The organism is Aeromonas enteropelogenes (assembly GCF_000819845.1).
Lineage (GTDB): Bacteria > Pseudomonadota > Gammaproteobacteria > Enterobacterales > Aeromonadaceae > Aeromonas > Aeromonas enteropelogenes.
This window is the reverse complement of sequence record NZ_CDCG01000037.1, coordinates 51,067-75,617: the sequence shown is the minus strand read 5'-3', so window position 1 is coordinate 75,617 and position 24,551 is coordinate 51,067. Positions and strand designations below refer to the sequence as shown.

At 61.5% G+C, this 24,551-nt stretch carries 27 protein-coding genes and 1 riboswitch; of the genes, 23 read left to right on the top strand and 4 right to left on the bottom strand.

What is annotated here, in order from left to right; genetic code table 11:
• Window positions 1-23: 23 nt before the first annotated feature.
• Window positions 24-164, top strand: a riboswitch (molybdenum cofactor riboswitch).
• The 18 genes from moaA to BN1123_RS13010 all read left to right on the top strand — a co-directional run bounded on the left by moaA (window position 152) and on the right by BN1123_RS13010 (window position 14,852).
• Window positions 152-1,132 carry a GTP 3',8-cyclase MoaA gene (moaA, locus tag BN1123_RS13095; protein WP_042027477.1) on the top strand — a complete coding sequence of 327 codons (981 nt, stop codon included), beginning with the start codon at window positions 152-154 and terminating at the stop codon, window positions 1,130-1,132. Its footprint overlaps the riboswitch before it by 13 nt.
• A gap of 265 nt (window positions 1,133-1,397) precedes the next feature.
• Window positions 1,398-1,907, top strand: coding sequence for a ferredoxin-type protein NapF (gene napF / locus BN1123_RS13090; protein WP_042027476.1), 510 nt, complete (start codon window positions 1,398-1,400; stop codon window positions 1,905-1,907).
• A 29-nt stretch (window positions 1,908-1,936) separates the two neighbouring features.
• Window positions 1,937-2,206, top strand: coding sequence for a chaperone NapD (locus BN1123_RS13085; RefSeq protein WP_026455825.1), 270 nt, complete (start codon window positions 1,937-1,939; stop codon window positions 2,204-2,206).
• On the top strand, window positions 2,203-4,692 hold the full coding sequence (napA, locus tag BN1123_RS13080) for a nitrate reductase catalytic subunit NapA (protein ID WP_042027475.1): 2,490 nt from the start codon (window positions 2,203-2,205) through the stop codon (window positions 4,690-4,692). Before BN1123_RS13085 ends, napA begins: the two co-directional genes overlap by 4 nt.
• Window positions 4,693-4,708: 16 nt before the next feature.
• Window positions 4,709-5,443: a ferredoxin-type protein NapG gene (napG, locus tag BN1123_RS13075; RefSeq protein WP_026455826.1), complete on the top strand. Its 735-nt coding sequence runs from the start codon at window positions 4,709-4,711 to the stop codon at window positions 5,441-5,443.
• Window positions 5,440-6,315: a quinol dehydrogenase ferredoxin subunit NapH gene (napH, locus tag BN1123_RS13070; RefSeq protein WP_042027474.1), complete on the top strand. Its 876-nt coding sequence runs from the start codon at window positions 5,440-5,442 to the stop codon at window positions 6,313-6,315. Before napG ends, napH begins: the two co-directional genes overlap by 4 nt.
• A complete protein-coding gene (locus tag BN1123_RS13065; protein ID WP_042027472.1) occupies window positions 6,315-6,770 on the top strand; it encodes a nitrate reductase cytochrome c-type subunit in 456 nt (151 codons plus the stop codon). The genes napH and BN1123_RS13065 overlap by 1 nt, the downstream gene beginning before the upstream one ends.
• A gap of 11 nt (window positions 6,771-6,781) precedes the next feature.
• A complete protein-coding gene (locus BN1123_RS13060; RefSeq protein ID WP_042027471.1) occupies window positions 6,782-7,372 on the top strand; it encodes a cytochrome c3 family protein in 591 nt (196 codons plus the stop codon).
• 257 nt (window positions 7,373-7,629) lie between these two features.
• The gene (moaB, locus tag BN1123_RS13055) at window positions 7,630-8,136 is read left to right on the top strand and encodes a molybdenum cofactor biosynthesis protein B (protein ID WP_026458449.1); all 507 of its coding nucleotides are present in this window, start codon (window positions 7,630-7,632) and stop codon (window positions 8,134-8,136) included.
• A gap of 23 nt (window positions 8,137-8,159) precedes the next feature.
• On the top strand, window positions 8,160-8,654 hold the full coding sequence (gene moaC, locus BN1123_RS13050) for a cyclic pyranopterin monophosphate synthase MoaC (protein ID WP_042027469.1): 495 nt from the start codon (window positions 8,160-8,162) through the stop codon (window positions 8,652-8,654).
• The gene (gene moaD, locus BN1123_RS13045; RefSeq protein ID WP_042027468.1) at window positions 8,651-8,896 is read left to right on the top strand and encodes a molybdopterin synthase sulfur carrier subunit; all 246 of its coding nucleotides are present in this window, start codon (window positions 8,651-8,653) and stop codon (window positions 8,894-8,896) included. The genes moaC and moaD overlap by 4 nt, the downstream gene beginning before the upstream one ends.
• Before the next feature lie 99 nt (window positions 8,897-8,995).
• Window positions 8,996-9,490, top strand: coding sequence for a molybdopterin synthase catalytic subunit MoaE (moaE, locus tag BN1123_RS13040; RefSeq protein ID WP_042027465.1), 495 nt, complete (start codon window positions 8,996-8,998; stop codon window positions 9,488-9,490).
• Between the two features lie 67 nt (window positions 9,491-9,557).
• Window positions 9,558-10,283 (top strand): molybdate ABC transporter substrate-binding protein, encoded by a 726-nt coding sequence (gene modA / locus BN1123_RS13035; RefSeq protein ID WP_042027463.1) that lies wholly within the window; start codon window positions 9,558-9,560, stop codon window positions 10,281-10,283.
• A 21-nt stretch (window positions 10,284-10,304) separates the two neighbouring features.
• The gene (gene modB, locus BN1123_RS13030; protein ID WP_042028172.1) at window positions 10,305-10,985 is read left to right on the top strand and encodes a molybdate ABC transporter permease subunit; all 681 of its coding nucleotides are present in this window, start codon (window positions 10,305-10,307) and stop codon (window positions 10,983-10,985) included.
• Window positions 10,982-12,037 (top strand): molybdenum ABC transporter ATP-binding protein, encoded by a 1,056-nt coding sequence (gene modC / locus BN1123_RS13025; RefSeq protein WP_042027461.1) that lies wholly within the window; start codon window positions 10,982-10,984, stop codon window positions 12,035-12,037. The genes modB and modC overlap by 4 nt, the downstream gene beginning before the upstream one ends.
• 88 nt (window positions 12,038-12,125) lie before the next feature.
• Window positions 12,126-12,902, top strand: a complete 777-nt coding sequence (locus tag BN1123_RS13020; RefSeq protein ID WP_042027459.1) for an alpha/beta fold hydrolase — start codon at window positions 12,126-12,128, stop codon at window positions 12,900-12,902.
• 104 nt (window positions 12,903-13,006) lie between these two features.
• Window positions 13,007-14,050, top strand: a complete 1,044-nt coding sequence (gene parM, locus BN1123_RS13015; RefSeq protein WP_223378403.1) for a plasmid segregation protein ParM domain-containing protein — start codon at window positions 13,007-13,009, stop codon at window positions 14,048-14,050.
• Window positions 14,043-14,852, top strand: a complete 810-nt coding sequence (locus BN1123_RS13010; RefSeq protein ID WP_224212351.1) for a hypothetical protein — start codon at window positions 14,043-14,045, stop codon at window positions 14,850-14,852. Before parM ends, BN1123_RS13010 begins: the two co-directional genes overlap by 8 nt.
• Window positions 14,853-14,934: 82 nt before the next feature.
• Here BN1123_RS13010 and moeB read toward each other — a convergent pair whose 3' ends face one another.
• Window positions 14,935-15,690: a molybdopterin-synthase adenylyltransferase MoeB gene (moeB, locus tag BN1123_RS13005; RefSeq protein ID WP_042027458.1), complete on the bottom strand. Its 756-nt coding sequence runs from the start codon at window positions 15,688-15,690 to the stop codon at window positions 14,935-14,937.
• Window positions 15,687-16,913 carry a molybdopterin molybdotransferase MoeA gene (moeA, locus tag BN1123_RS13000; protein ID WP_042027457.1) on the bottom strand — a complete coding sequence of 409 codons (1,227 nt, stop codon included), beginning with the start codon at window positions 16,911-16,913 and terminating at the stop codon, window positions 15,687-15,689. Before moeA ends, moeB begins: the two co-directional genes overlap by 4 nt.
• A gap of 217 nt (window positions 16,914-17,130) precedes the next feature.
• Between moeA and folE the strand changes: the two genes are divergently transcribed.
• Window positions 17,131-17,787, top strand: a complete 657-nt coding sequence (folE, locus tag BN1123_RS12995) for a GTP cyclohydrolase I FolE (RefSeq protein ID WP_042027456.1) — start codon at window positions 17,131-17,133, stop codon at window positions 17,785-17,787.
• A gap of 315 nt (window positions 17,788-18,102) precedes the next feature.
• Entirely contained in the window at window positions 18,103-19,758 is a 1,656-nt protein-coding gene (locus BN1123_RS12990) for a methyl-accepting chemotaxis protein (protein ID WP_042027453.1), read from the top strand.
• Window positions 19,759-19,886: 128 nt separating this feature from the next.
• On the opposite strand, the gene BN1123_RS12985 is transcribed toward BN1123_RS12990, so the two are convergent.
• Window positions 19,887-21,617 carry a formate--tetrahydrofolate ligase gene (locus BN1123_RS12985; protein WP_042027451.1) on the bottom strand — a complete coding sequence of 577 codons (1,731 nt, stop codon included), beginning with the start codon at window positions 21,615-21,617 and terminating at the stop codon, window positions 19,887-19,889.
• 67 nt (window positions 21,618-21,684) lie between these two features.
• Here BN1123_RS12985 and BN1123_RS12980 point away from each other — a divergent pair, with 67 nt between their 5' ends.
• Entirely contained in the window at window positions 21,685-22,104 is a 420-nt protein-coding gene (locus BN1123_RS12980; RefSeq protein ID WP_026458566.1) for a hypothetical protein, read from the top strand.
• A 2-nt stretch (window positions 22,105-22,106) separates the two neighbouring features.
• On the opposite strand, the gene BN1123_RS12975 is transcribed toward BN1123_RS12980, so the two are convergent.
• Complete coding sequence (locus BN1123_RS12975) at window positions 22,107-23,009, bottom strand: LysR family transcriptional regulator (RefSeq protein WP_042027450.1); 903 nt, start codon at window positions 23,007-23,009, stop codon at window positions 22,107-22,109.
• 106 nt (window positions 23,010-23,115) lie between these two features.
• On the opposite strand from BN1123_RS12975, the gene BN1123_RS12970 reads away from it, so the two are divergent.
• Both BN1123_RS12970 and BN1123_RS12965 read left to right on the top strand, forming a co-directional pair.
• Window positions 23,116-23,676, top strand: coding sequence for a YceI family protein (locus BN1123_RS12970; protein ID WP_042027448.1), 561 nt, complete (start codon window positions 23,116-23,118; stop codon window positions 23,674-23,676).
• The gene (locus BN1123_RS12965; RefSeq protein WP_042027446.1) at window positions 23,676-24,413 is read left to right on the top strand and encodes a hypothetical protein; all 738 of its coding nucleotides are present in this window, start codon (window positions 23,676-23,678) and stop codon (window positions 24,411-24,413) included. The genes BN1123_RS12970 and BN1123_RS12965 overlap by 1 nt, the downstream gene beginning before the upstream one ends.
• Window positions 24,414-24,551: the final 138 nt, after the last annotated feature.

The window sequence follows — 24,551 nt, the reverse complement described above, 5'->3', positions numbered from 1 at the left end:
CTCCAACTTGTGTTAGTATCGAAAAACTAGATGAACTCCGAGCGGTTTTGCCTAAGTCCTTGAGATAGGGGGAAACCAGCCGTCAGCCGATGTTCGAGCTGTAAGGGTCAGGAAAGAAATGCCCTGGCCTCCCGTATTTGGAAAGGTGTTTATGTCGCCACTTGAAGATGGTTTTTCCCGTCGTTTTTACTATTTGCGCCTGTCGATCACCGACGTGTGCAATTTCCGTTGTACCTATTGCCTGCCGGACGGCTATCGTCCGGAAGGGCGCAAATCCTTTCTCTCGGTAGACGAGATCCGCCGTGTGGTGAGCGGCTTTGCCGCCATGGGTACCCGCAAGGTGCGCCTGACCGGGGGGGAGCCCTCCCTGCGTCGCGACTTCACTTCGATCATTGAAGCCGTGGCAAGCACCCCGGGCATCGAGAAAGTGGCCATGACCACCAACGGTTATCGTCTCAAGGAGCGGGCCCGCGAGTGGTTTGATGCCGGGCTTTCCGCCCTCAATGTCAGTGTCGACAGCCTGGATCCCCGCCAGTTTCACCAGATCACCGGCGAAAACAAGTTGGCAGAAGTCATGGAGGGGATCGAAGCCGCCCTAGCCGCCGGTTTCAAATCGGTCAAGATCAATGCTGTGCTGCTCAAGGGGCTCAACGACTACCAACTGGATGCCTTTCTGGCCTGGATCAAGCACAAGCCCATCGAGCTGCGTTTCATCGAGCTGATGCAGACCGGTGAGATGGATACCCTGTTCCAGAACCATCATGTCAGCGGTGAGCAGATCAAACAGCGCCTGCTGGAAAGTGGCTGGGTTCAGCAACTGCGCGGCAAGGACGACGGTCCGGCCCAGGTCTTCATGCACCCGGAGTCACAAGGGGGCGTCGGTCTCATCATGCCTTACAGCAAGGATTTCTGTGCTGGTTGCAACCGGCTGCGGGTCTCCTCGGTGGGCAAGTTGCACCTCTGTCTGTTTGGCGACAATGGTGTCGAGCTGCGGGATCTGCTCGGTGCAGACAGCCAGCAGGAGGCGTTGCAACAACGCATTCGCTCGGCGCTCAGTGGCAAGGCGGCGACTCATCGGCTGCATGAAGGGAATGCCGGTGCGACGCCTCATCTGGCATCGATAGGCGGTTAAACCGCTCGCACACCTGACCATCACCACCTACCAAGTGGCTTTTTCCAATGGGGTACAAAATGTACGCCCATCGAACATTATTGCGCCAAGGGTTTGATCCAGCGCAAGAATCCCCCCTGTTTATCTCCCTGGTGGTATATCCCTGAACTTGTCAGGGCCGCAATATACGCCCAATCTTATAATTGGTATTGCAGATGTCCGTCATCGGACTCGCCCGTGCGCTATTGATCACCAGTGCGCTATCTATCACCAGGAAGGAGTCGATATGCCAGAGGGTGTCAACCTGTCACGTCGGGGTCTGTTTCGCGGTCGTTTGACGTCGAAAGAGCCAGGCGTCCAGTTACCCTGGTCACTCCCCTGGCCCGACTTCGTGGCCGATTGTACTCGCTGTGGCGACTGCCTGACGGCCTGTCCAGAGCAGATCCTGGTCAAGGGGGATGGCGGCTTTCCCATGGTGGAGTTCCGGCACGGTGAATGTACCTTCTGTGGTGATTGTGTCGCGGCCTGCAAGGCGCCGATTTTTCGTCCGACCACGGAGGCGCCCTGGCAATACATAGCCCATATTGAAGCCAACTGTCTGGCCAGTGCCCAGGTGTTTTGCCAGCGCTGCCAGGACAGTTGTGAAACCCGCGCCATTCGCTTTTCTCCCATGCTGGGTCGGGTGCCGACCCCCAGTATTGATGCCGCCTCGTGCACCGGTTGCGGTGCCTGTGTGATGGACTGCCCGGTAGGCAGCATCCGGGTTGGCGCTCCCGGGTCGGAGAACCCAATATGAATCAGGATGTTTGTGAAGCAGGAGCCACAATGACCCAAGAGTTCCACGTATCGAGCCTGGTGGTGCTGACCCAACCCATGTTGCGTCACCGGCTCGCTGAACAGATCGCGGCTTTGGAAGGAGCCGAGGTCCACGCTGTCAGTGAAGAGGGCAAGCTGGTCGTCACCCTGGAAGGTGAGAGCCAGCAACCCATCATGGCGGCTATTGATGCTATTCAGGCGATGCCGGGAGTGTTGTCCGCCGCCCTGATTTACCACCAGTTCGATGAACTCGATAAGCAATGCGAGGATATGTCATGAAGCTGAGTCGACGCGACTTTATGAAGGCCAATGCGGTGGCGGCTGCCGCTGCCGTGGCTGGTGTCAGTGCCCCCGCCATGGCGGCCAATCTGATCACCAGTACCGATAAAACCGCCATCAAATGGGACAAGGCCCCCTGCCGCTTCTGCGGTACCGGCTGCTCCGTGTTGGTGGGTTCCCAGGATGGGCGTGTCGTGGCGACCCAGGGTGACCCCGATGCACCGGTCAACCGTGGCCTCAACTGCATCAAGGGCTACTTCCTCTCCAAGATCATGTATGGCGAGGATCGCCTCACCCAGCCCCTGCTGCGGATGAAGAACGGCCAGTTCGACAAAGATGGCGATTTCGCCCCCATCAGCTGGGATCAAGCCTTCGACATCATGGCCGAGAAGTTCAAGGCCACCCTGAAAGAGAAGGGCCCGACTGCGGTCGGTATGTTCGGTTCCGGCCAGTGGACCGTGTGGGAAGGCTATGCCGCCGCCAAGCTGTTCAAGGCGGGTTTCCGCTCCAACAACATCGACCCCAACGCCCGCCACTGCATGGCATCCGCGGTCGTCGGTTTCATGCGTACCTTCGGCATGGATGAGCCCATGGGCTGCTACGACGATATCGAGCAGGCCGACGCCTTCGTGCTGTGGGGCTCCAATATGGCCGAGATGCACCCCATCCTCTGGTCCCGTATCTCCGATCGCCGTCTCTCCACCCCGGAAGTGCAGGTGCACGTGCTCTCCACCTTCGAGCACCGCAGCTTCGAACTGGCGGACAACGGCATGGTGTTCACGCCCCAGACCGATCTGGCGATCCTCAACTATGTCGCCAACTACATCATCCAGAACGACAAGGTGAACTGGGACTTCGTCAACAAGCACACAGTGTTCAAGAAGGGGGTGACCGATATCGGCTACGGTCTGCGCCCGACCGATCCGCTGCAGCAGAAGGCCAAGAACCCGGATAGCGGCGACGCGACCCCGATGACCTTTGAGGAGTTTGCCAAGTTCGTCGCCGATTACGATGTCGACTCCGTCTCCAAGCTCTCCGGCGTCTCCAAGGACAAGCTGGAAAAACTGGCCCAACTCTATGCCGACCCGAGCAAGAAAGTGGTCTCCTACTGGACCATGGGCTTCAACCAGCACACTCGTGGCGTCTGGGCCAACAACCTCTGCTACAACATCCACCTGCTGACCGGCAAGATCTCCGAGCCGGGCAATGGTCCCTTCTCCCTGACCGGTCAGCCCTCTGCCTGCGGTACTGCCCGTGAAGTGGGTACCTTCGCCCACCGTCTGCCGGCGGACATGGTGGTGACCGATCCCAAGCACCGCGCCATCGCCGAAAAAGTCTGGAAACTGCCGGAAGGCACTATTCCCGACAAGGTGGGCTACCATGCCGTGCTGCAGGATCGCATGCTCAAAGACGGCAAGCTCAACGCCTACTGGGTGATGTGCAACAACAACATGCAGGCCGGTCCCAACATGAATCAGGAGCGCCTGCCCGGCTACCGGGATCCGCGCAACTTCATCGTGGTGTCCGATCCCTATCCGACCGTGACCGCCCAGGCGGCCGACCTCATCCTGCCTACTGCCATGTGGGTGGAGAAAGAGGGGGCCTATGGCAACGCCGAACGTCGTACCCAGTTCTGGCACCAGCAGGTCAAGTCGCCGGAAGGGGCCAAATCCGATCTGTGGCAGCTGATGGAGTTCTCCAAGCGCTTCACCGTGGATGAGGTGTGGCCGGCCGAGCTCATTGCCAAGATGCCTGAACTCAAGGGCAAAACTCTGTTCGACGTGCTTTATGCCAACGGTCAGGTCAACAAGTTCCCGAAAGAGCAGAGCAAGGGGGATCTTAACGACGAGGCCGAACACTTTGGCTTCTATGTGCAGAAGGGCTTGTTCGAGGAGTACGCCATCTTCGGTCGTGGCCATGGTCACGATCTGGCACCGTTCGAGCAGTATCACGAAGCGCGCGGCCTGCGCTGGCCTGTGGTGGATGGCAAGGAGACCCTGTGGCGCTATCGCGAAGGGTTTGACCCTTACGTGAAAGCGGGCGAGGGAGTGCGCTTCTATGGCAAACCCGACGGCAAGGCGGTGATCTTCGCGCTGCCGTTCGAGCCTGCCGCCGAATCGCCGGATAAAGAGTATGATCTGTGGCTCTCCACCGGCCGCGTGCTGGAACACTGGCACACCGGCACCATGACCCGCCGTGTCCCCGAGCTCTACCGCGCCTTCCCGGATGCGGTGCTGTTCATGCACCCGGAAGATGCCAAGGCCCGTGGCGTGCGCCGTGGTGAAGAGGTGATTGTCACCTCCCGCCGTGGCGAGGTGAAGACCCGTGTCGAGACCCGTGGTCGCAACCGTCCGCCCAAAGGCCTGGTGTTCATGCCCTTCTTCGACGCGAGCCAGCTGGTCAACAAGCTGACCCTGGACGCTACCGATCCGCTCTCCAAAGAGACGGATTACAAGAAGTGCGCCGTCAAGGTGATGAAGGCCTAAGGCGGGGGAGCGAGAGATGAGTCGTAGTCGTCGCCAGTTTCTGGCCGACATGGCCAAGGGGGCCTGTGGTATGGGCCTGCTTGGTGTGGGGCTGGGCGGTATGGCCCGCCAGCAGGTGGAGGCGGTGCCGGCCCAGGCTCTGCGCCCGCCTGCGGCCCTCGACGAGGCTGAGTTTCTCGGTGCCTGTGTGCGCTGTGGGCTCTGCGTCGAGGCCTGCCCCTACGATACCCTCAAGCTTGCCCGGCTGTTTGAGCCCGTCACCACGGGAACGCCCTATTTCAAGGCGCGCAGCGTCCCCTGCGAGATGTGTGACGACATCCCCTGCGTGGTGGCCTGCCCGACCGGGGCACTGGATCAGGCCATGACCGACATCGATCAGGCGCGGATGGGAGTGGCAGTACTCATCGACCATGAGACCTGCCTCAACTATCTGGGCCTGCGTTGCGATGTCTGTTACCGGGTCTGTCCGCTCATCGACAAGGCGATCACCCTGGATCTGCAACACAACCAGCGTACCGGCAAGCACGCCATGTTCCTGCCCACGGTGCACAGCGATGTCTGCACCGGCTGTGGCAAGTGCGAGCATGCCTGCGTGCTGGAGGAGGCCGCCATCAAGGTGGTGCCCCGCGCCCTTGCCAAGGGGGAGCTGGGCCATCACTACCGGCTCGGCTGGGAAGAGAAACAGAAGGCGGGCAAGTCGCTCATCGGTGAGCGACTGACCCTGCCAACACGTAAACCGGAGGGACTATGAGCCGTTATCCGGGACAAGAGGCACGGGCGCGCCTCGGCTGGTGGCGGTCACACCGCTTCCTGCTGCTGCGTCGCTTGAGCCAGTTCAGCGTGTTGGGGCTGTTTCTGCTAGGGCCGCTGGCCGGCGTGTGGATCTTGAAGGGCAACCTCTCCAGCTCATTGCTGCTGGAGACGGTTCCCTTGACGGATCCCCTCACCCTGCTGCAGTCAGTAGCGGCGGGTCACTGGCCCATCACCACCCTGTGGCTGGGAGCGGCCATCGTGCTGCTGGGGTACTGGCTGGTCGGGGGGCGGGTGTTCTGCTCCTGGGTCTGTCCGGTCAACCTCATCACGGATGCCGCCGCCTGGCTGCGAGCCCGGCTCGGTCTCAAGGGCAATGGCCAGTTCAGCCGCAATACCCGCTACTGGCTGCTGGCCATGGTACTGGTGGCGCCAGCCATCGCCGGCGTACTGGTGTGGGAGCTGGTCAACCCGGTATCGCTTGCCCTGCGTGGCCTGCTGTTTGGCATGGGGGCGGGGTGGATGCTGCTGGCGGTGCTGTTTCTGTTCGATCTGTTCGTGGTGGAGCGCGGCTGGTGTGGTCACCTCTGCCCGGTCGGGGCCTTCTACGCCCTGGTGAACCGTGTCGGTTTTATCAAGATTGCAGCCTCGGGGCGCGAGCGTTGCAGCAACTGCATGGATTGTTATGCAGTCTGTCCCGAGCGCCCCATCCTGCGCGGGCCGGTTCATGGCGCCAAGCGCGGTCACGGGCCCCTGATAGTGGCTCAGGAATGTACCAACTGCGGCCGTTGCATCGATGTCTGCGCGGAGCATGTTTTTGAAATCAAAGTAGGTTTTGCCGTCAAGGCAGAAAAAACATTGGAGAATAACTAATGAAAAAGCTGATTGGAGCAATGCTGGCCTGCCTGATGGCGGGTTCCTTGATGGCTGCCACCTCCGAGATCACCAACAGCACCGGGGGGATCAAGTCTGAGCGGGGGTCTACCGATCTGGTGACCGAGGCGGCGCCGGCCCCCTTGAAGAACTTTCGCAAGGATGGCGACAGCTATGATCGCCAATATATCCATCAGCCGCCGCTGATCCCCCACGATATCCGCAACTACGAGGTGGATAACAAGGTCAACAAGTGCCTGGCGTGCCACAGCTTCAAGAATGCCACCAGGATGAAGGCGCCCAAGATTAGCCCGACCCATTTCGAGACCCGTGATGGCAGCACGTTGGGTGAAGTCTCCCCGCGTCGCTACTTCTGCCTGCAGTGCCACGTACCGCAAGCCGATGCCAAGCCGCTGGTGGAGAATACCTTCAAGCCGGTTGAAGCCCTGAACTGAGGAGCCCATAGATGAAATTACCCGGTTTTTTGCAGCGACTGTGGACCACCTTCAAGTCTCCCTCGAAGGCCGCCCTCTGGGTGCTGCTGATGATGGGTTTCTTTGGCGGGGTCATCTTCTGGGGTGGCTTCAACACTGCCATGGAAGCTTCCAACACCGAAGCCTTCTGTACCAGTTGCCACGAGATGCGCGACAACGTCTACGTGGAGTACCGTGACACCATCCACTATGCCAACCGTTCCGGCGTGCGCGCCAGTTGCCCGGATTGCCACGTGCCCCATGAGTGGACCTACAAGATCATTCGCAAGGTGCAGGCGTCCAAAGAACTGTGGGGCAAGCTCACCGGCAAGGTGGACACCCGCGAGAAGTTCGAGAGTCACAGACGCGAGATGGCCGAGCGGGAGTGGAAACGGATGAAGGATACGGATTCGAGAGAGTGCCGTAACTGTCACAACTTCGAATACATGGACTTCTCCCTGCAAGGGCAGCGCGCTGCCAAGATGCACTCGACCAACCTGGCCAGTGGCGAGAATACCTGTATCGACTGTCACAAGGGGATAGCGCACCAGCTCCCGGACATGACAGGGGTGAAGGGTTTCTAACCCACAAGACGCAGGCCGGATTTATCCGGCCTGCGTCTTTTTTTGCCAACCAGTGGGGTAAAGGACGGTTTTGTGAACCCTTTAGACCCATATCCAGTGAAACCTTTGATAGAATCAGCCCACCGTGCAGGATCCCGAGTGAACAAGTGCTGGTGACTGAACCTGGTTGTTCCCGTCAACATCCCAGGGGAGACTGCCCCGGGCTCCTTGCCCTTTTCTCATATTTCTCACGGTTTATAGCTAACAGGAGCTGCCCGATGGGACAGAAACATAACGAATTTATTCCCCTCAAGATCGCCGTGCTGACGGTCTCCAACAGCCGCACCGCCGCCGAAGACAGCTCGGGTGACTACCTGGTGTCGGCGCTGAGCGAGGCGGGGCATCAGCTGGCCGATCGGGCGCTGCTTGCCGACGATCTCTATCAGATCCGCTCCCGGGTCAGCCAGTGGATTGCCGACGAGGGCATCCAGGTGGTACTGGTCAATGGTGGCACCGGTTTTAACGATCAGAACCGGGTGCCTGAAGCGGTCGGCGTGCTGTTCGACCGCACCGTCAAAGGTTTTGGCGAGTTGTTTCGCCAGCTCTCGTTTGCCGAGATCAAGGGCTCTGCCATGCAGAGCCGCGCCCTCGCCGGGTTGGCCAATCGCACCCTGATCTGCTGCCTGCCCGGTTCGACCGGTGCCTGCCGCCTGGGGTGGGAGAAGCTTATCCGCGATCAGCTCGATGCCCGCACCAAGCCGTGCAATTTTGTCTCCCATCTTTGAACACCTGCATGAAAGGGATAGTGATGAACCTGACCCATCTCAACCAAAGCGGCGAAGCCCACATGGTGGACGTGACCGACAAGCAGGTCACCGAGCGTGAGGCGCGCGCCGAGGCGTTTGTGGCCATGGCCCCCGAGACCCTGACCCTGATCCTGAGCGGCCAGCACCACAAGGGGGATGTGTTCGCCACCGCCCGCATCGCCGGCATCATGGCGGCCAAGAAAACCTCGGATCTGATCCCCCTTTGCCACCCACTGGCGCTCACCAAGGTAGAGGTAGAGATTGCTCCGCTGCCCGAGCAGAACCGGGTGCATATCCGCACCCTGTGCAAACTCGCCGGCAAGACGGGGGTAGAGATGGAAGCGCTTACCGCCGCGTCGGTAGCGGCCCTCACCATTTACGACATGTGCAAGGCGGTACAAAAAGACATGGTGATCGAGCAGGTTCGCCTGGTGGAGAAACGGGGTGGCAAATCCGGCCACTTCCAGGTCGGTGACAACAGAGGAGAGCAGGCATGATCAAGGTACTGTTTTTTGCCCAGGTCAGGGAGCTGGTGGCGTGTGACGGGCTGACCCTGCCCTGCGACTATGCCACTGCCGAGGCACTTCGCGCCGCCCTGTGCGAACGCGGTGACAAGTGGGCGCTGGCGCTGGAGGAGGGCAAGCTGCTGGTGGCGGTCAACCAGACTCTGGTGCCCCTTGCCACCGAACTTCACGATGGTGATGAAGTGGCCTTCTTCCCCCCCGTGACCGGAGGTTAAGGATGCGCGAGATAATGACAGTGGATCGCATCACTGGGCTGTGCGGTGGCGACGAAGTGGCCTTCTTCCCTCTCCTTCCCGTAACGACCGGAGGCTGACATGAGCCAGACAAGCACCACGGATCGCATCCTGGTCCAGCAGGCCGATTTTTCGCTGGCCGATGAGTATGCCCGCCTCGCCACTCGCGCCGATACCGGCGCCATCGTCACCTTCGTGGGCAAGGTGCGTGATTTCAATCAGGGGGAGGAGGTCAAGGGGCTGGCCCTCGAGCACTATCCCGGCATGACCGAGAAGGCGCTGATCGAGATCGTGGCCGAAGCGCGCAGCCGCTGGCCCTTGCAGGAGTGCACCCTCATCCACCGCATCGGCGAGCTGATGCTGGGCGATCAAATCGTGTTGGTGGCGGTGAGCAGTGCCCATCGCGAGGCGGCCTTCGATGCCTGTCACTTCATCATGGATTTTCTGAAAACGCGCGCGCCCTTCTGGAAAAAAGAGCTGACCGCTGACGGAGTCAAGCGCTGGGTAGACGCGAAAGAGAGCGACAATGCGGCCGCCGCCCGCTGGCAGCAGCCCGGGTCGCAACGAGAGGAGTAGGTTCGCCGAGAACCATGGCTCCTATTTCCGGGCCGGGCCATGCCAGACCCGCATCAGGAGGAAAGAAATGAAACCGCTGTTATCTGTATTGGTGTTGGGAGTCTGTGCCGGTGCGCTGCACAGTGCCGAGGTGCAGGCCGACGAGGTGAAGGTGGCCGTAGCCGCCAACTTCAAGGGCACACTGGAGCGTATTGGCCAGGAGTTCACCGCCAAGACCGGCCACCAGGTGACCATCTCTTCCGCCGCAACCGGCGTGCTCTACACCCAGATAAGCCATGGTGCACCGTTCGATCTCTTCCTCTCCGCTGACGTGGCCACCCCGCAGAAGCTGGAGAAAGAGGGCAAGGGCAGCGAGCGCTTCACCTACGCCATTGGCCAGCTGGGGCTGTGGAAGAAGGGAGGCCCCGCACCGGATGAGGCTCAGCTTCGCGCCTGGCAGGGTAACCTGGCCATCGCCAACCCGCGTACCGCTCCCTATGGCGCCGCCGCCATGGCGACCCTCGAGAGTCTCAAGATCGATCCCAAGCAGTACCGGGTGCTGACCGGGGCCAACATCAGCCAGACCTGGCAGTTTGTCGACACCGGCAATGCGGAGATGGGTTTTGTCGCCTGGGCCAACCTGGTTGAAGCGGGCAAAACCGGCGAAGCCTGGGCTGTGCCACAGAACCTCTATCCTGCCATCGAGCAGCAGGGGCTGGTGCTCAAAAAAGGTGAGGCCGTGGATGCTCTGGTCGCCTGGCTCAAGGGGCCGGGTCAGAACACCATCAAGGAGGCGGGTTATGCCCTGCCTTGATATTCATGACGAGTGTCATTCATGAGTGAAGGGGATCTGCAGGCGGTCTGGCTGACCCTGAAACTGGCGGCCAGCACCACGGGCATCTTGCTTTTGCTGTCGCCGCCGCTGGCCTGGTGGCTGTCGCGCAGCCAGAACCGGTTGCGCCCCCTGGTGGAAGCGCTGGTGGCCCTGCCGCTGGTGCTGCCGCCGACCGTGCTCGGTTTTTATCTGCTGCTCGCCTTCTCCCCCGAATACGGGCTGGGGGCCTGGTGGCGCCACACCTTCGGGGCACCACTTGCCTTCAGCTTTACCGGCCTGTTGTTCGCGTCCATTCTCTACTCGCTCCCCTTCGTGGTGCAACCGCTTACCTCCGCCTTCGTCAATATGGGCAACAAGGAGCTGGAGGCTGCCGCCACCTTGGGGCTGGGGCCCTGGGAGCGCTTCTTCCAGATCATCTTGCCGATGACGCTGCCCAGCTTCGTGATGGCGGCGGCGCTCGGCTTTGCCCACACCCTGGGGGAGTTCGGCGTGGTGTTGATGATAGGGGGCAACATACCCGGTGAAACTCAGGTGCTCTCCATCGCCCTGTTCGACCATGTGGAGGCGATGGACTACCAGAACGCCCACTATCTGGCGGGCGGGCTGATGGGTTTCTCCCTGGTGATGCTGGTATTGGTGTACGGGGTGCTGCAGCGCCGTCAGCGGAGACTGTTTGGATGAGCCTGCAATTCAAAGCTCGCCGTGCCTTCGGCCCCTTTACCCTTGACTGCGAACTCGCTCTCGAACTGGGGGGGATCCTCGGTCTGTTCGGTCCTTCCGGCTGTGGCAAGAGTACCTTGCTGCGGATTATTGCCGGGCTGGATCGCCAGCCGTGCGACCGCCTGCACTGGCGAGGACACGAGCTGGCTCCCCTGCTGCCCGAGATGCGTCGTATCGGCCTGGTGTTTCAGGACTCGCGACTCTTTCCCCATATGACAGTGCTGGGCAACTTGCAACTGGCGGCGCGCAAGGGGCGTGGCCGCTGGCAACCTCAGGTGCTTGCCGAGCGGCTCGGGTTTGCCGAGCTGCTTAGTCAGCCGGCCCATGCGCTTTCCGGTGGCCAGCGCCAGCGGGTGGCGCTCGGGCGGGCGCTCTTGGCCGAGCCCGATTTGCTGCTGCTCGACGAGCCCTTCTCGGCGCTGGATCGGCGCAGCCGCATCCATCAGGCCCATGTGCTCAAGGGGCTGCAGCGAGAGAGCGGCATCCCGATGATCTTCGTCAGCCATGCCATGGAGGAGGTGAGCCTCTTGTGTGATCAGCTGGTGTTGCTGGAGGGGGGCAAGGTGGAGGCGCAGGGCCGGCCGAGCGAGATCTTCGCCCGCACCGATCTGTCGCTCGCCAGTCGCGACGATGCAGGTGTCATGCTCGATGCCACTCTGGCCCACTACGATGACGACGAGCAGATGGCAACCCTGCAACTGGGGGAGCAGACCCTGAGGGTCACCATGTCTCATGCGCCGGACGAGGTTGGCCCGTTGCAGATCAAGGTGGCGGGACGGGACGTGGTGATCGCCACCGCCCCCATCGAGTACTCCAGTCTCTCCAACTGCCTGGTTACCCGCCTGCTGGCGCTGCGCGAAGTGCGCCCCGGCCAGACCCTGTTGCAGTTGGCGCTGGGGGAGCAGATACTGCTGGCCCGGATCACCAGCCGCTCGGCAAACCGGCTGGCGCTGGAACCGGATCAGCGAATATACGCTTATATCAAGGCGGTCAGTTTGGTCAGTGAAGGGTGACGGTCTGGTTGGTGGTCGCACTGTGTTATGCCAAGGGTGTGATGAAAACGGACAGGCATCAGGGGATGAGTCGAGAGGCAACAGACGGATGCGTCGCAATCAGGTAATCAAATTCAACGGCCTGGCCCTGCGCAGTGCGGGGGAGGGGCCCTTGTTGTTGCTGCTGCATGGGCTGGGCTCCTCCAGCCTGGACTGGCAGGCGCAGATGGAGCGTTTTTCCGAACGCTATCGGGTCGTGGCCATCGATCTGCGCGGTCACGGCCAGAGCATGCAGGAGGGGCCGTTTGACGTGCCCACCCTGGCGGCCGACGTGGTGGCATGGCTCGATGCACAGCCTGGGCCTGCCTGGGTGGTGGGGCTCTCCCTGGGGGCCATGGTGGCGCTGGAGCTGGCGCTGCAACGGCCCGACAAGGTGAGCGGTCTGGTACTGGTCAACGGCTTTAGCGAGTTTTTGCTGGATACGCCGAAAGAGCAGGAGCGTTACGCCCAGCGCCTGAAGTGGTTGCGCTGGTTCGGCATGCGGCCGCTGGCCTGGTGGCTGGGGCGGGAGCTCTTTCCCGGTCCGGATCTCGCCCAGGTGCGCCACACCTTCCGGCTGCGTTTCGTGCGCAACCGCAAGAAGGTCTACAAGGCGCTGCTGGAGGCCTTGCCCGGCTGGTCGGTGCGATCCCGCCTCGGCCAGATCTGGCAGCCGGTGGCCATCATCTCCACCAGTCACGACTATCTGCCGCTGGCCAGACGGGTTGAGCAGTTCGCTGCCCTGCCCAATGCCACCATTCACACCCCCAATGGTCATCATGCCTGGCCGGCGGAAGATCCTTCCGGGTTCAATCAATTGCTTCACCGGATTCTAGAAATTCATTAAACTTGTCGCTTTTTTTAGCCGTGTATGTCTTGGCCCGCTTCCCTTGCCACTGGCAAAAGGCAACGGAAGCGGGCTCAATTTGCTTTTAAAACAGGTATTTCCTCATGTCTGAAGTAATGAAAATGGCCATCGATGATGGTTCGACCAACGTCAAGGTGAGCTGGATTGAGAACAAGGTGCTCAAGACCATCATCTCTCCCAACTCTTTTCGCAAGGATTGGAAGAGTGCCGCATTGCGCAAGGACAAGAAGATCTACAACTACGAGATAGGCAACACCAAGTACACCTATGACGCCACCTCCGACAAGTCGCTGGCAACGACTCACGTGGAGTACCAGTACGACGATCTGAACCTGCTCTCCGTGCACCATGCCCTGCTGCAGACCGGCGTGACCCCCTGTGACGTGGCCATCACGGTAACCCTGCCCATCACCGAGTTCTACAACCCGGATGACTGCCAGCGCAATGAAGAGAAGATCGAGAAGAAGCGCCGCAACCTGATGCGTGACATCAGCCTCAACAAGGGCGAGCTGTTCAATATCGTCAGCGTCGAGGTGATGCCGGAGAGCCTGCCTGCGGCCCTGTCCCGCCTGATTGGTTCGGGCTGCAACGAGTTCACCAAGACCCTGGTGATCGACTGTGGTGGTACCACCCTGGACATGGGGATCATCGTCGGTGAATTCGACGACGTCTCCGATGTCTACGGCAACAACGAGATCGGCGTCTCCATGGTGACCGACGCGACCCGCAAGGCGCTGGCGGCGGCGGACAGCGACTCCAGCTATCTGGTGGCCAACGAGTTCATCAAGCGTCGCCACGACATGAGCTTTGTGCGCGACGTAGTGAACGACGAGAGCCAGATCCCGCGCATCCTCGAGAAGATGCAGAACAAGATCGACGAACTGGGCTCCCAGGTTGCCCATGAGGCGAAGAAGTTCGCCAAGAACCCGAACCGGGTCTATCTGGTCGGTGGTGGTGCTTCCCTTATCTATGATGCGATCAAGGCGGCTTATCCGACCCTGGGTGAGCGGGTTGAACTGCTGGACGATGCCCAGGCCGCCCTGGCCCGCGAGATCTGCCTCTACACCACCGAAGAGGACGAGGTCTATCGCGAGGCGCCTGTGATGGCCGAGGTCGCCGATGAGTAGTCAACTCAAGCGCATGACCTTCTCCATCTACATGGATCCGGGTGCGCTGGAGTCTGATCGCTATGCGGTCGGGGTGCTGCAAAACTGGTATCAGCGGGCACGCAAGATCCAGGATGGCAGCGAGGAGTTCGACTTCTCCAAGAGTCGGTTCCACAAGGATATCTATCTCTCCGGCATGTTCATGTATGTGCTGGCCCCCAATCTGTGCAAGGCCATCGCCAATGCCCTGGGGCCGGAGCAGGTGAGCATGACCACCTTGCGCCACGCCTTCGCCAGCTGTGGCTTCTCGCTGGGAGCGGAGGATACGCCATCCTCCGATACCCTGATCGACGAGATAGTGGCCAGATTGGCTCCCCGGCTGGAACAGGGGGACAACCGGGCGCTGGCGGATGAGATAGTCCAGCGTCTGGGCCAACAGGCTGCGGCGCCGGTGCCGGACAACCTGGTAGACGAGATAGTGAGCCGGTTGGGTGAACAGCAGCCCACCGAACTGTGGGATGAGTTGCGCCAGGGGTTGCCGGCCCCTCTGGATCATGATCAGCTGGCCGAGGCCATCGCGGGCAAGTTGCCGGCCGTGGGGACGGAATCAGATCTGGCTCCCCTCGCCAGCAGCATCCAGCTGCTCTCGCGCCAGCTTGAGGAGCAATCCAGGCTCATTCGCGAGCAACACAGGCTGATCCAGCGCCTGGCCAGTGCGCCTGCTCGCCAGAGCACTGCCACCGAAGCCCCTGAGCCTCTGGTAGAAGATCTTTCGAGCCAGGTGGCCAGCATGAAGAAGGTCAAGGCGAAGGGGATCTTCTGATCCCCCATCGTCATGATGAAGGCCAACAAAAAGCCGACTCTATGGGTCGGCTTTTTGTTGGTGCAAAGAGTGGCTGGGCAACTCACTCGTGCGAGCAGACCGGGCAGTCTGGCCGTTTGGGCAGTTTCATCTCGCGAAAGCTGCCGCCCAGGCCATCGATCATCAGCAGGCGACCGCTGTAGCTCTTGCCCATGCCGGCCAGCAGCTTGATGGCTTCGAGAGCCTGCAGGCTGCCCACCAGACCGACCACGGGTGCCAGCACCCCGGCCTCGACGCAAGTGAGGGCCTGCTCGCCGAACAGGGCGCTGAGGCAGGCATAGCAGGGCTCTCCCTCCTGCCAGGTGAAGCTGCAGATCTGCCCCTCCATCCGGATGGCGGCGCCGCTGACCAGGGGGACCCCGTGCTGGCGGGCCTTTTGGTTGAGCAGGTTGCGAATGGTCAGGTTGTCGGTGCAATCGAGCACCAGCTGGTGCAGGGGCAACAGGGTATCGAGTAGTGCCTCGTCGGCGACGGTGGCGTGGGTGTCGACCTTGAGCCAGGGGTTGAGGGCGCGCAGCGCCTGGGCAGCGGAGTCCACCTTGTACTGGCCCACCCGGACATCTGTGTGCAGCACCTGGCGCTGCAGGTTGGAGAGCTCCACCTTGTCAAAATCCACCAGGGTAAGCTGGCCAACCCCCGCCACCGCCAGATACTGGCTGGCGGCGCAGCCGAGGCCCCCGGCGCCAATCACCAGCACATGGGCCTGCTTGAGCGCCTCCTGCCCCTCGAAGTCGAAGGATTTGAGGATGATCTGGCGGTTATAGCGCATAAGCTCGGCGTCGGAGAGGATCTCGCTCACAACAGCAATCCCCCGAACGGCTCGACGGTGACGGTCTCACCCGCCGCGACCCGGCCGCGTTCGCGCTCAAGGACGATGTAGCAGTTGGCCCGCGACAGAGAGCTGAACACGGCGGAGTCCTGGGAGCCTGTGCTGCGCACTTCGAGGCCGCTTGGACCTTGGCAGAGGATACCGCGCTGGAAATCCAGGCGCCCCGGGCTCTTCTTGAGGGGTTCGGTGGCAACAGCCTGGAGCTGGAGCGGGCGCTCGAAACGCTGACCGGCCAGTTTGGCCAGCGCCGGCTGCACCAGCTGATCGAAGGTGACCATGGCGGAGACCGGATTGCCCGGCAGGCCGAAGAACCAGGCGTGGGGCAGGCGGCCGAAGGCGAACGGTTTGCCCGGCTTGATGGCGAGCTTCCAGAAGCCGATTTCGCCAAGCTCGTCCAGCAGCTGTTTGGTAAAGTCCGCTTCCCCCACCGAGACGCCACCCGTGGTGATCAGCACATCGGCCTCCTGATCGGCCCGGATGAAGGCGGCACGCAGCAGATCCGGGTTGTCGGGCAGGATGCCAAGGTCGAGGCAGTCGCACCCCAGACGCGCCAGCATCGCCTTGACGCCGTAGCGGTTGGAGTCGTAGATGTCGCCGTGGGCGAGCGGGGTACCGACCGGTTTGAGCTCGTCACCTGTGCTGAAGATGGCGACCCTGAGCGGGCGGCGCACGCTGACGGTGGCGATGCCAAGAGAGGCCAGCAGCGGCATCTCCCGAGGGGTGAGGCGGGTGCCGGCGCCGAGCACGCAGGCGCCCTTGGCCATGTCGCTGCCGGCGCGGCGGATGTTCTGACCCGGCACGGGCTGGCAGAGGAAGGTGATCCGTTCGCCATCGGCCCGGGTCTCTTCCTGCATCACTACGGCATCAGTACCGGCGGGGACGGGAGCCCCCGTCATGATGCGCACGCAGTGGCCGGCGGGCCACTCCCCCTGATAGGGTTGGCCGGCGAAGGCCTTGCCCGCCATGATGAGCGGCGTGCCCGCGGCGAGATCCGCCAGGCGCACGGCATAGCCATCCATGGCGGAGTTGTCGAACGGAGGCACTGAGAGGGGAGAGGCGATATCGTCCGCGAGGATCCGGCCGAGGGCCTCTGGCAGCGGCAGCTGCTCGGTGTCGCAGCAGCAGGCAAGTTGCTCCAGCATCCCTTGCAGGGCATCGCTCAAGGGGAGTAGTCCGCTGGTATCAAATCCCATCGTCATTACCTCTTTCTATGGTTGAGGGCGGGATTATCACAAAAATTCCTGCGGATGGGCAGGTCGTGGCAGGGTAAAAGTGCCCGTTAGACCATAAAGTATGATTAGGAACGCAAGTTGACTTGAATATTGGCGGCAATGGCCGTTTACTATGCCGCCATACCATAAAGGGCCGCCCGATTGGCCCTCACCGTCCCTGAGCGTGGGAGAGACGACAATGACAACCTTAAGTCAGGAAGCCTTGCTGGTCAGGGCTGCCCTCGAGGCCCAGGGACTGGAAACACCCCTGGTTGCCAACCAGCTGGATAGCCAGCAGAAGCGGGAAAAGATCGAAGGCCACATGCGCGCCATCATGGAGACGCTGGGGCTGGACCTGGCCGATGATAGCCTGGCCGAGACGCCGCATCGCATCGCCAAGATGTACGTGAACGAGATTTTCTCCGGCCTCGACTACACCACCTTCCCCAAGGTGACGGTGATCGAGAACAAGATGCAGGTAGACGAGATGATCATGGTGCGGGACATCAGCCTCACCAGTACCTGCGAGCACCATTTCGTGACCATCGACGGGCTGGCCCATGTCGCCTATATCCCCCGTGGCAAGGTGATCGGGCTCTCGAAGATCAACCGCATCGTGCAGTTCTTCGCCCGTCGTCCCCAGGTGCAGGAGCGGCTCACCCAGCAGATCCTGCTGGCGCTGCAGACCCTGCTGGGCACCCAGGATGTGGCCATCAGCATCAAGGCGACCCACTTCTGCGTGAAAGCTCGCGGGGTGATGGACTCCACCTCTTACACCACCACCACCTCCCTCGGTGGCGTGTTCAAGACCCAGCCTGATACCCGCGCCGAGTTTTTGGGTGGTTTGCGCAGCTGATACTTGCGGGGCGTAGATGAGAACCGCCCCTGCACTTTCCCTCTCTGCTGCAGGCTGACAGTCGGCCTGCATTTTTTACCAATAAAAGTCTCAAGGAATAGGCCAGGTCGGTCGATAAGGCTTTTACAATGGGTTGTTTTGACTCCATTCCTTCTTGTTCGGGACACGGGAGACGGCTGTTTGTCCCCTGACGCCCCTTGTTTTACCTCAGGACCAAACTCATTTTCTCGATGAGCTGCGATGGAACGCGGGATCCGGGTCTTTGCCTCGCGCAACAGGCCCGCGGAACCTGTTCACTCAATTTCAGGAAATGCCATGAATACCAGCTCCATGACCATAGGCAAAAAACTGTCGGCCGGTTTTGCCGTGCTCGGCCTGATGGTTGCCTTTATCGGCGGCTTTGCAATCGTTCAGTTTGGCAACATGAACGGAGCGGCGCTGCGCTTTACCGACAGCATACTGCCGGCCGTCAACCGGACCACCCTGATTGGGGATCGCATCAGCGAACTGCGTCGCTATGAACTTGGCTACTTCGTGGTGGCCGAGGATCCGAAACTGCGAGCGGAATATCGTGATGTGGCCGCTGATCTGATCCGCAAGGTAGATCAGCAACTGGCCGGCCATGACCGCACCATCTGGGCGGAAGATGTGGAAGAGCGTCGCGCCTTCGACGGCGTCAAGGCGGAGTGGACCCGTTATGTCGCCCTGCACCAGCGGGTCACGCAGCTGCAGGACAACGGCCAGATGGCCGAAGCCCAGAAAATCTTCCTGGCAGAAGGGGTGCCGCTCTTTGGCTCACTGCATCACTATGTTGACGAGCTGATCCGTATCAACCACGGCTATGCCACAGACTCTCGCTCCGATGTGGTGGCCTCCTACGATGGCGCCAAGTGGAGTGTCTCCATCGCCCTGGTGGTCTCCCTCATTCTGGTGGTCATGCTCTCCATGCTGCTCACCCGCCAGATCCGCGATCCCCTCATCATGCTGGCCCGTCAGGCGCAACGTATCGCCGGTGGTGAGCTGGGGCAGGGCGAGCTGCAACAGTGGATCAAGGAGAACCGCTTCAACCGTGACGAGCTGGGCCAGCTGGGCAGCGCCATCAACCGGATGCAGACCTCCCTGTCCGAGCTGGTGAGCGAGATCGCAGGCTCGGTCAGCCAGCTCAGCAGCGCGGTGGAAGAGGTGAGTGCCATCTCCAGTCAATCTGCCAGCGGCATGGCCATCCAGCAGAGCGAAGTCTCCCAGGTTGCCACCGCCATGAACGAGATGCAGTCCACCGTCAACGAAGTAGCCCGAAATACCACTGATGCCATGAGTGCCGCCAAGGATGCTTCCCGTACCTCGGCCGATGGCAACCAGGTGGTACGCAGCGCCATCAGCAGCATCGAAGAGGTCTCCGAGAAGATTGAGCAAGCCGGTGCCGTGGTTCAGCAGCTGGAGGCGGACAGCGCCAACATTACAGTGGTGCTGGATGTGATCCGCGACATCGCCGGCCAGACCAATCTGCTGGCCCTCAATGCCGCCATTGAGGCCGCACGGGCAGGGGAACAGGGTCGTGGCTTTGCCGTGGTGGCGGATGAGGTTCGCTCCCTGGCCCAGCGCACCCAGGATTCCACCGCCGAGATCAGCAAGATGATCGAGCTGCTGCAAAGCCGCGCCGCCGAGGCGGGCAACGCCATGCAGCTGAGCCGTCACCAGATGCAGGAGAGCGTGGGATTGGCGCGGGATGCGGGGACCAGCATCGACACCATCAACAGTGCCGTGGTGCGCATCACCGACATGAACACCCTGATCGCCACCGCCACCGAGGAGCAGAACGCGGTGACCGAAGAGCTCAACCGCAATATCGTCAACATTCACAATGCAGCGGACGAGAATGCCCAGGGCGCGAGCCAGATTGCCCAGGCCTGTGGCGAGCTGAGCAAGCTGGCCAATACCCTGCACCATATGACCCAGCGCTTTACCCTCTAAAGCCTTGCTGGCGTGATAACGAAAGGCCCCGCCAATTGGCGGGGCCTTGTCGTTTCTGGCAGTTTTTTTGACCGTAGGGTCGATTAGCGAAGCGTAATCGGCCGACGCCAGACCCCTTACCCGACCATTTAGCTCAACCCGATGATCTCTCCGTTATCATCGATATCGATATGACGATAGGCTGGCAGGCTGCCCAGGCCCGGCATGGTCATGATGGGGCCCGCCAAGGCATAGACGAAACCGGCGCCGGCGCACAGTTTCACCTCGTCGACGGGGATCTCGAAATCTCGGGGCACGCCCTTTTTCGCCGGATCATGGCTGATGGAGAGGGGGGTCTTGGCCATGCAGATGGGCAGATGATCCCAACCTTCGGCCGAGAGTCGTGCCAGCTGCTGGCGCGCCTTGTCGGAGAGGATGACGCCACGACCGCCGTAGCCGCACTCCACCAGGGTGGCGAGCTTGGCACTCAGGCTCATTTCGTCGGGATAGAGCAGGGTGGTCCGGCTCGGCAACGCGCAGGCATCGACCACGGCTTGGGCCAGCTCGGCGGCCCCTTCACCGCCCTGCACGAAAGCATGGGAGATGGCGCTGCCACAGGCTCCTGCGCTCATCGCTTCACTCATCAGCAGCTCAAGTTCGGCCTGGCTGTCGGTGGGGAAGCGGTTGATGGCGACCACCACGGGCACCCCGTAACGGCGGGCATTGCGAATATGCCAGACGAGGTTGGCACAGCCCTGGCGCAGGGTGGCCAGATCCTCCCCCTGCAGGCTGGCGGGCAACGGCTGGCCGGGGCGGACATCGAGCAGGCCGCTGTTGGCCTTGAGGCCGCGCACCGTGGCCACCAGCACCACGCAGGAGGGGGTGATGCCGGATTGGCGGCTCTTGATGTTGAAGAACTTCTCCAGCCCCATGTCGGAGCCAAAGCCTGCCTCGGTCACCACGTAGTCGGTGAGGCCAAGGGCGATACGATCGGCGATCACCGAGGAGTTGCCGTGGGCGATGTTGGCAAACGGCCCCGCGTGCACCAGCACAGGGGTCTGCTCCGTGGTCTGCATCAGGGTAGGTTGCAGGGCATCTTTGAGCAGCACCGTCATGGCGCCGGCCACTTCCAGTTGCTCGGCGGTGATGGGGTTGCCGTGGATATCGAGGGCCAGCTGGATGCGGCCGATGCGCGCGCGCAAGTCTTTCAGATCGCTGGCCAGCGCCAGGATGGCCATCAGCTCGGAGGCGGCGGTGATGACGAAGCGATCGCTGCGCTCCACGCCATCGGCCGGCTCTCCCTGACCTATGGTGAGATGGCGCAGGGCGCGATCGTTCATGTCGAGGGTGCGTGGCCAGAGGACCTGAGCCGGATCGATGTCGAGCCGGGTCAGGCCGGTTTTGGTACTGAACTGGTCGCCGAGTTTGCGCTCGTGAAACAGGCGGGCATCGAGGGCTGCGGCGGCCAGGTTGTGGGCGGCACTCAGGGCGTGAAAATCACCGGTCAGGTGCAGGTTCATCTCCTCCATCGGCACCACCTGGGCATGACCGCCCCCGGCGGCGCCCCCCTTGACCCCGAATACGGGACCTAGGCTCGGCTGACGTATGGTGGCGATACTGGGGTGGCCGATATGGTTGAGCCCCATGGAGAGTCCGAGGGTGGTGACCGTCTTGCCCTCGCCGAGCGGGGTCGGGGTGATGGCGCTCACCAGCACCAGCTTGCCGGCCTTGGGGTTGGCCTGTTTGAGCAGATCCAGGCTCAATTTGCCCTTGTAGTGGCCGTAGGGATAAAGCAGATGCGGCGGGATGGCGAGGCGCTGGGCCAGCTCGTGGATGGGGAGGCGGGGGGACTGGCGGGAGATCTCGATATCGCTTAGCATCAGCACCTCGTTGGCATGTCGGGGTAGAATATGCGGCGAAGTCTAGTGGAATATAACGGGTAATCCAATGACGAAAACGATTTTATTTGGTGAGGGAGAGAGTGCTCAGGATCCTCTTCTGCTGGATCTCAATGCGCTCTATCACCCGCCCAAACAGCCGCTCACCGCCCTTGGCATCGTCAGCGCCCTGGTGCCCCTGTTCGGGTTTGGCTGGCAGGCGATGACCCAGGACTCGCGCACCCAGCTGCAACACGAGATCGCAAAACGCATCAACAAGCGTCGCAGCGACGAGGCAAACCTCATCTTGATCCTGCAGCTGGCCGCCATGTTTGACTGCCGGGAGCTTGAGGTGACACTGCCCTACGCCTTGAGCGACCAGCAGTTGACGGCGATCCGCACCCGTTTGCCGCGCTGGCTGCTGACCCCGGAGCCGGCACGCCTGCTGGCCCACCTGCCTGCGTCACCTTCTGTCTCCAGTCAGGCTTAGCTTCAGGCCGGCTGATCCCACTTCTGCGGGGCGAGATAACGCTCCTGCACGAATTCGATAAAGCAGCGCACCTTGGCCGAGACGAAGCGCCGATGCGGATAGACCGCATAGAGCCCCACTTCACCCTTGTTCCACTCGGGCAACAAGCTTACCAGCCTGCCATCGTTCAGGGCCTCCCCCACGATGAAGGTGGGCTGCAATATGATGCCCTGATCATCACAAGCGGCGCGGGTCAGCGCCACCCCGTTGTTGGCGCGAAGCGGCCCCTGCGGGCGCACGCTCTGGGACTCCCCATCCCGTTTGAAGTGCCACTCCGGCTGGGTCAGGGTGTAGACGAGGCAGTCGTGCTGCCTGAGATCGTCAGGGCTCTTTGGTATTCCCTTGCGGGCCAGATAGGCCGGGCTTGCGCACAGCTCGAGCCGGATCGTCGCCAGCTGGCGCGCCACCAGGGAGGAGTCGCTCAGATGGCCGATCCGCAGCGCCAGATCGAACCCCTCTTCCACCAGTGCCACCCGCCTGTCGCTGTATTCGATATCCAGCTTGAGATCGGGGAAGCGCTCGCGAAACAGCGGCAGGGCGGGGGAGAGGTGCAGGTAACCAAAATCCATCGGCACCGACAGCTTGAGAGTGCCGTTGGGCTGCTGGTTGTGGTGGGTGAGCTGGCTGTGGGTCTCTTCGAGCTCCGCCAGTAAGGCCTGCGAGCGCTGATAGTAGAACTGGCCCGCCTCGGTGGGATTGACCTGGCGGGTGGTGCGCGACAGCAGGCGGGTGGCGAGAGACTCCTCCAACTGCTGCATCAGCTTGGAGGCCATGGCCACCGAGATGCCGAGCTGATGGGCCGCCTTGGTAAAACTCTGGCACTCCACCACCTTGATGAAGGTGCGCATGGCGGCGATCTGATCCATTTTCCATCCTCAGTAAATAATTAATTTAATAAATCACTGATTATTCATTCAGGCAAGGAGGTTAGCATTTTGTTTACCGATGTGAACCCAATGAAGGAACGAACGGATGAAAATGACCAAGGCCCTGCTGGCCTCCTGCCTGTTTATGGCGACCCCCCTGATGGCGGCCGATTACGATGTCGATGCGGCGCACACCACGGTGCAGTTCAAGGTGGGCCACCTCGGCTTCTCCGAACTGGTGGGCCGTTTCAACACCTTCAGCGGCACCTTCAGCATGGATGACGCCAACCCGACCGCCGCCAAGGCGAGCTTCGAGGTGGATGCCGCCAGCGTGGACTCCAACCACGAGGCCCGTGACAAGCACCTGCGCAGCCCGGATTTTCTCGACGTGAAGCAGTATCCCAAAATGACCTTCGTCAGCTCCGCCTATGAAGGCAGCAAGGATAAAGGCGTGCTCAAGGGTACCCTGACCCTGCACGGCGTCAGCAAGGAAGTGGCTTTCGATCTGGTCAAGATCGGTGAGGGCAAGGATCCCTGGGGCGGCTATCGCAGCGGCTTCAACGCCTCCACCACCATCAAGCGCAGCGATTTCGGCGTGAACTACATGCTGCCGGGCATCCCTGACGAGATGGCTATTCAGCTGTTTGTCGAAGGCGTGCGCAAGTAATGGGTGCGGCACTTCTGCTTCAAACCCTGGCGGCCCCCTTGGGGGCCGCTTTGCTGTCATGGCGCTGGCCGCGCGCGGCGTATCTGTGGGGGGCGCTGGCCCTCTGGCTGGTGGGCTCGCTGCTGGGCGGTCTCTATGGTGTGCCGGTCAAGGCGTGGCAGTGGCTGCCGTTGACTCTGCTGGTGCCCGCCATCGCGGCCCAACTGGCGGACAAGCGCGCAGCCTTGCTGCTGTTTGCCGTGGCGGGTGCTCTGGTGTGGTGGCAGGGGCTGGCCTCTGTGCTGGCTGGCGAGCCGCGCATCTGGCTGGCGCTGCTGCCCGCCATCGCCTGGTACGGCGTTGCCGCCTGGCAGGGGGATAGCCGCGAGGGGCTGGGTTTTGCTCTCGGCTTTGTCTGGCTGGCGCTGGTGATCGGTATCGATGGCAGTCTGCTGATCGCCCAGCTGGCGGGGGCCCTGGCGGCATTGGCCGGTTTTCGGGCGCTGCTGGCCACCTTTGCCGGGGCGAAAGTAGCGCCTGCCGCCCTGGCGTTGGCGCTGGCCTTCGTCCAGATGCTCGCCTGGCAATACGTGGAGGTGCCTTTGAGCGTCTTGCTGCCGGTCTGGCTGCTGCCGCTGCTGGAGTGGGGTCTTCGCAACAACCGGTGGCAGACCCGTTGGGGGATCCTGATCCTGCTGGCCGGGGTGGGGACTGGCATCAGCCTGTGGTGGGTCTGGCCCGAGGCTTCTCTTTACTGAGTTTTTGCATAAAAAACAGGCAATTATGAGCATTTTTGCATACCTGCTCATACTCTTGGCAGATAATGATTGAGCCGCCTATGTGTTTAAGATAAAAAGGATTTTCATTTAACTGGATACACACAGAACCCGGTCATG

Bases quoted from the DNA above. Each gene is read 5' to 3' on its own strand.
- BN1123_RS12990 (WP_042027453.1), top strand. From the start codon at position 18,103: ATGAATACCAGCTCCATGACCATAGGCAAAAAACTGTCGGCCGGTTTT.
- moaC (WP_042027469.1), top strand. From the start codon at position 8,160: ATGAACCTGACCCATCTCAACCAAAGCGGCGAAGCCCACATGGTGGAC.
- napF (WP_042027476.1), top strand. From the start codon at position 1,398: ATGCCAGAGGGTGTCAACCTGTCACGTCGGGGTCTGTTTCGCGGTCGT.
- BN1123_RS12970 (WP_042027448.1), top strand. From the start codon at position 23,116: ATGAAAATGACCAAGGCCCTGCTGGCCTCCTGCCTGTTTATGGCGACC.
- BN1123_RS13010 (WP_224212351.1), top strand. From the start codon at position 14,043: ATGAGTAGTCAACTCAAGCGCATGACCTTCTCCATCTACATGGATCCG.
- BN1123_RS12975 (WP_042027450.1), bottom strand. From the start codon at position 23,009: ATGGATCAGATCGCCGCCATGCGCACCTTCATCAAGGTGGTGGAGTGC.
- napA (WP_042027475.1), top strand. From the start codon at position 2,203: ATGAAGCTGAGTCGACGCGACTTTATGAAGGCCAATGCGGTGGCGGCT.
- moeA (WP_042027457.1), bottom strand. From the start codon at position 16,913: ATGGGATTTGATACCAGCGGACTACTCCCCTTGAGCGATGCCCTGCAA.
- BN1123_RS12985 (WP_042027451.1), bottom strand. From the start codon at position 21,617: ATGCTAAGCGATATCGAGATCTCCCGCCAGTCCCCCCGCCTCCCCATC.
- BN1123_RS12980 (WP_026458566.1), top strand. From the start codon at position 21,685: ATGACGAAAACGATTTTATTTGGTGAGGGAGAGAGTGCTCAGGATCCT.
- modB (WP_042028172.1), top strand. From the start codon at position 10,305: ATGAGTGAAGGGGATCTGCAGGCGGTCTGGCTGACCCTGAAACTGGCG.
- folE (WP_042027456.1), top strand. From the start codon at position 17,131: ATGACAACCTTAAGTCAGGAAGCCTTGCTGGTCAGGGCTGCCCTCGAG.
- parM (WP_223378403.1), top strand. From the start codon at position 13,007: ATGTCTGAAGTAATGAAAATGGCCATCGATGATGGTTCGACCAACGTC.
- napH (WP_042027474.1), top strand. From the start codon at position 5,440: ATGAGCCGTTATCCGGGACAAGAGGCACGGGCGCGCCTCGGCTGGTGG.
- BN1123_RS13020 (WP_042027459.1), top strand. From the start codon at position 12,126: ATGCGTCGCAATCAGGTAATCAAATTCAACGGCCTGGCCCTGCGCAGT.
- moaD (WP_042027468.1), top strand. From the start codon at position 8,651: ATGATCAAGGTACTGTTTTTTGCCCAGGTCAGGGAGCTGGTGGCGTGT.
- napG (WP_026455826.1), top strand. From the start codon at position 4,709: ATGAGTCGTAGTCGTCGCCAGTTTCTGGCCGACATGGCCAAGGGGGCC.
- BN1123_RS13065 (WP_042027472.1), top strand. From the start codon at position 6,315: ATGAAAAAGCTGATTGGAGCAATGCTGGCCTGCCTGATGGCGGGTTCC.
- moaE (WP_042027465.1), top strand. From the start codon at position 8,996: ATGAGCCAGACAAGCACCACGGATCGCATCCTGGTCCAGCAGGCCGAT.
- moaB (WP_026458449.1), top strand. From the start codon at position 7,630: ATGGGACAGAAACATAACGAATTTATTCCCCTCAAGATCGCCGTGCTG.
- BN1123_RS12965 (WP_042027446.1), top strand. From the start codon at position 23,676: ATGGGTGCGGCACTTCTGCTTCAAACCCTGGCGGCCCCCTTGGGGGCC.
- modC (WP_042027461.1), top strand. From the start codon at position 10,982: ATGAGCCTGCAATTCAAAGCTCGCCGTGCCTTCGGCCCCTTTACCCTT.
- moaA (WP_042027477.1), top strand. From the start codon at position 152: ATGTCGCCACTTGAAGATGGTTTTTCCCGTCGTTTTTACTATTTGCGC.
- BN1123_RS13085 (WP_026455825.1), top strand. From the start codon at position 1,937: ATGACCCAAGAGTTCCACGTATCGAGCCTGGTGGTGCTGACCCAACCC.
- BN1123_RS13060 (WP_042027471.1), top strand. From the start codon at position 6,782: ATGAAATTACCCGGTTTTTTGCAGCGACTGTGGACCACCTTCAAGTCT.
- modA (WP_042027463.1), top strand. From the start codon at position 9,558: ATGAAACCGCTGTTATCTGTATTGGTGTTGGGAGTCTGTGCCGGTGCG.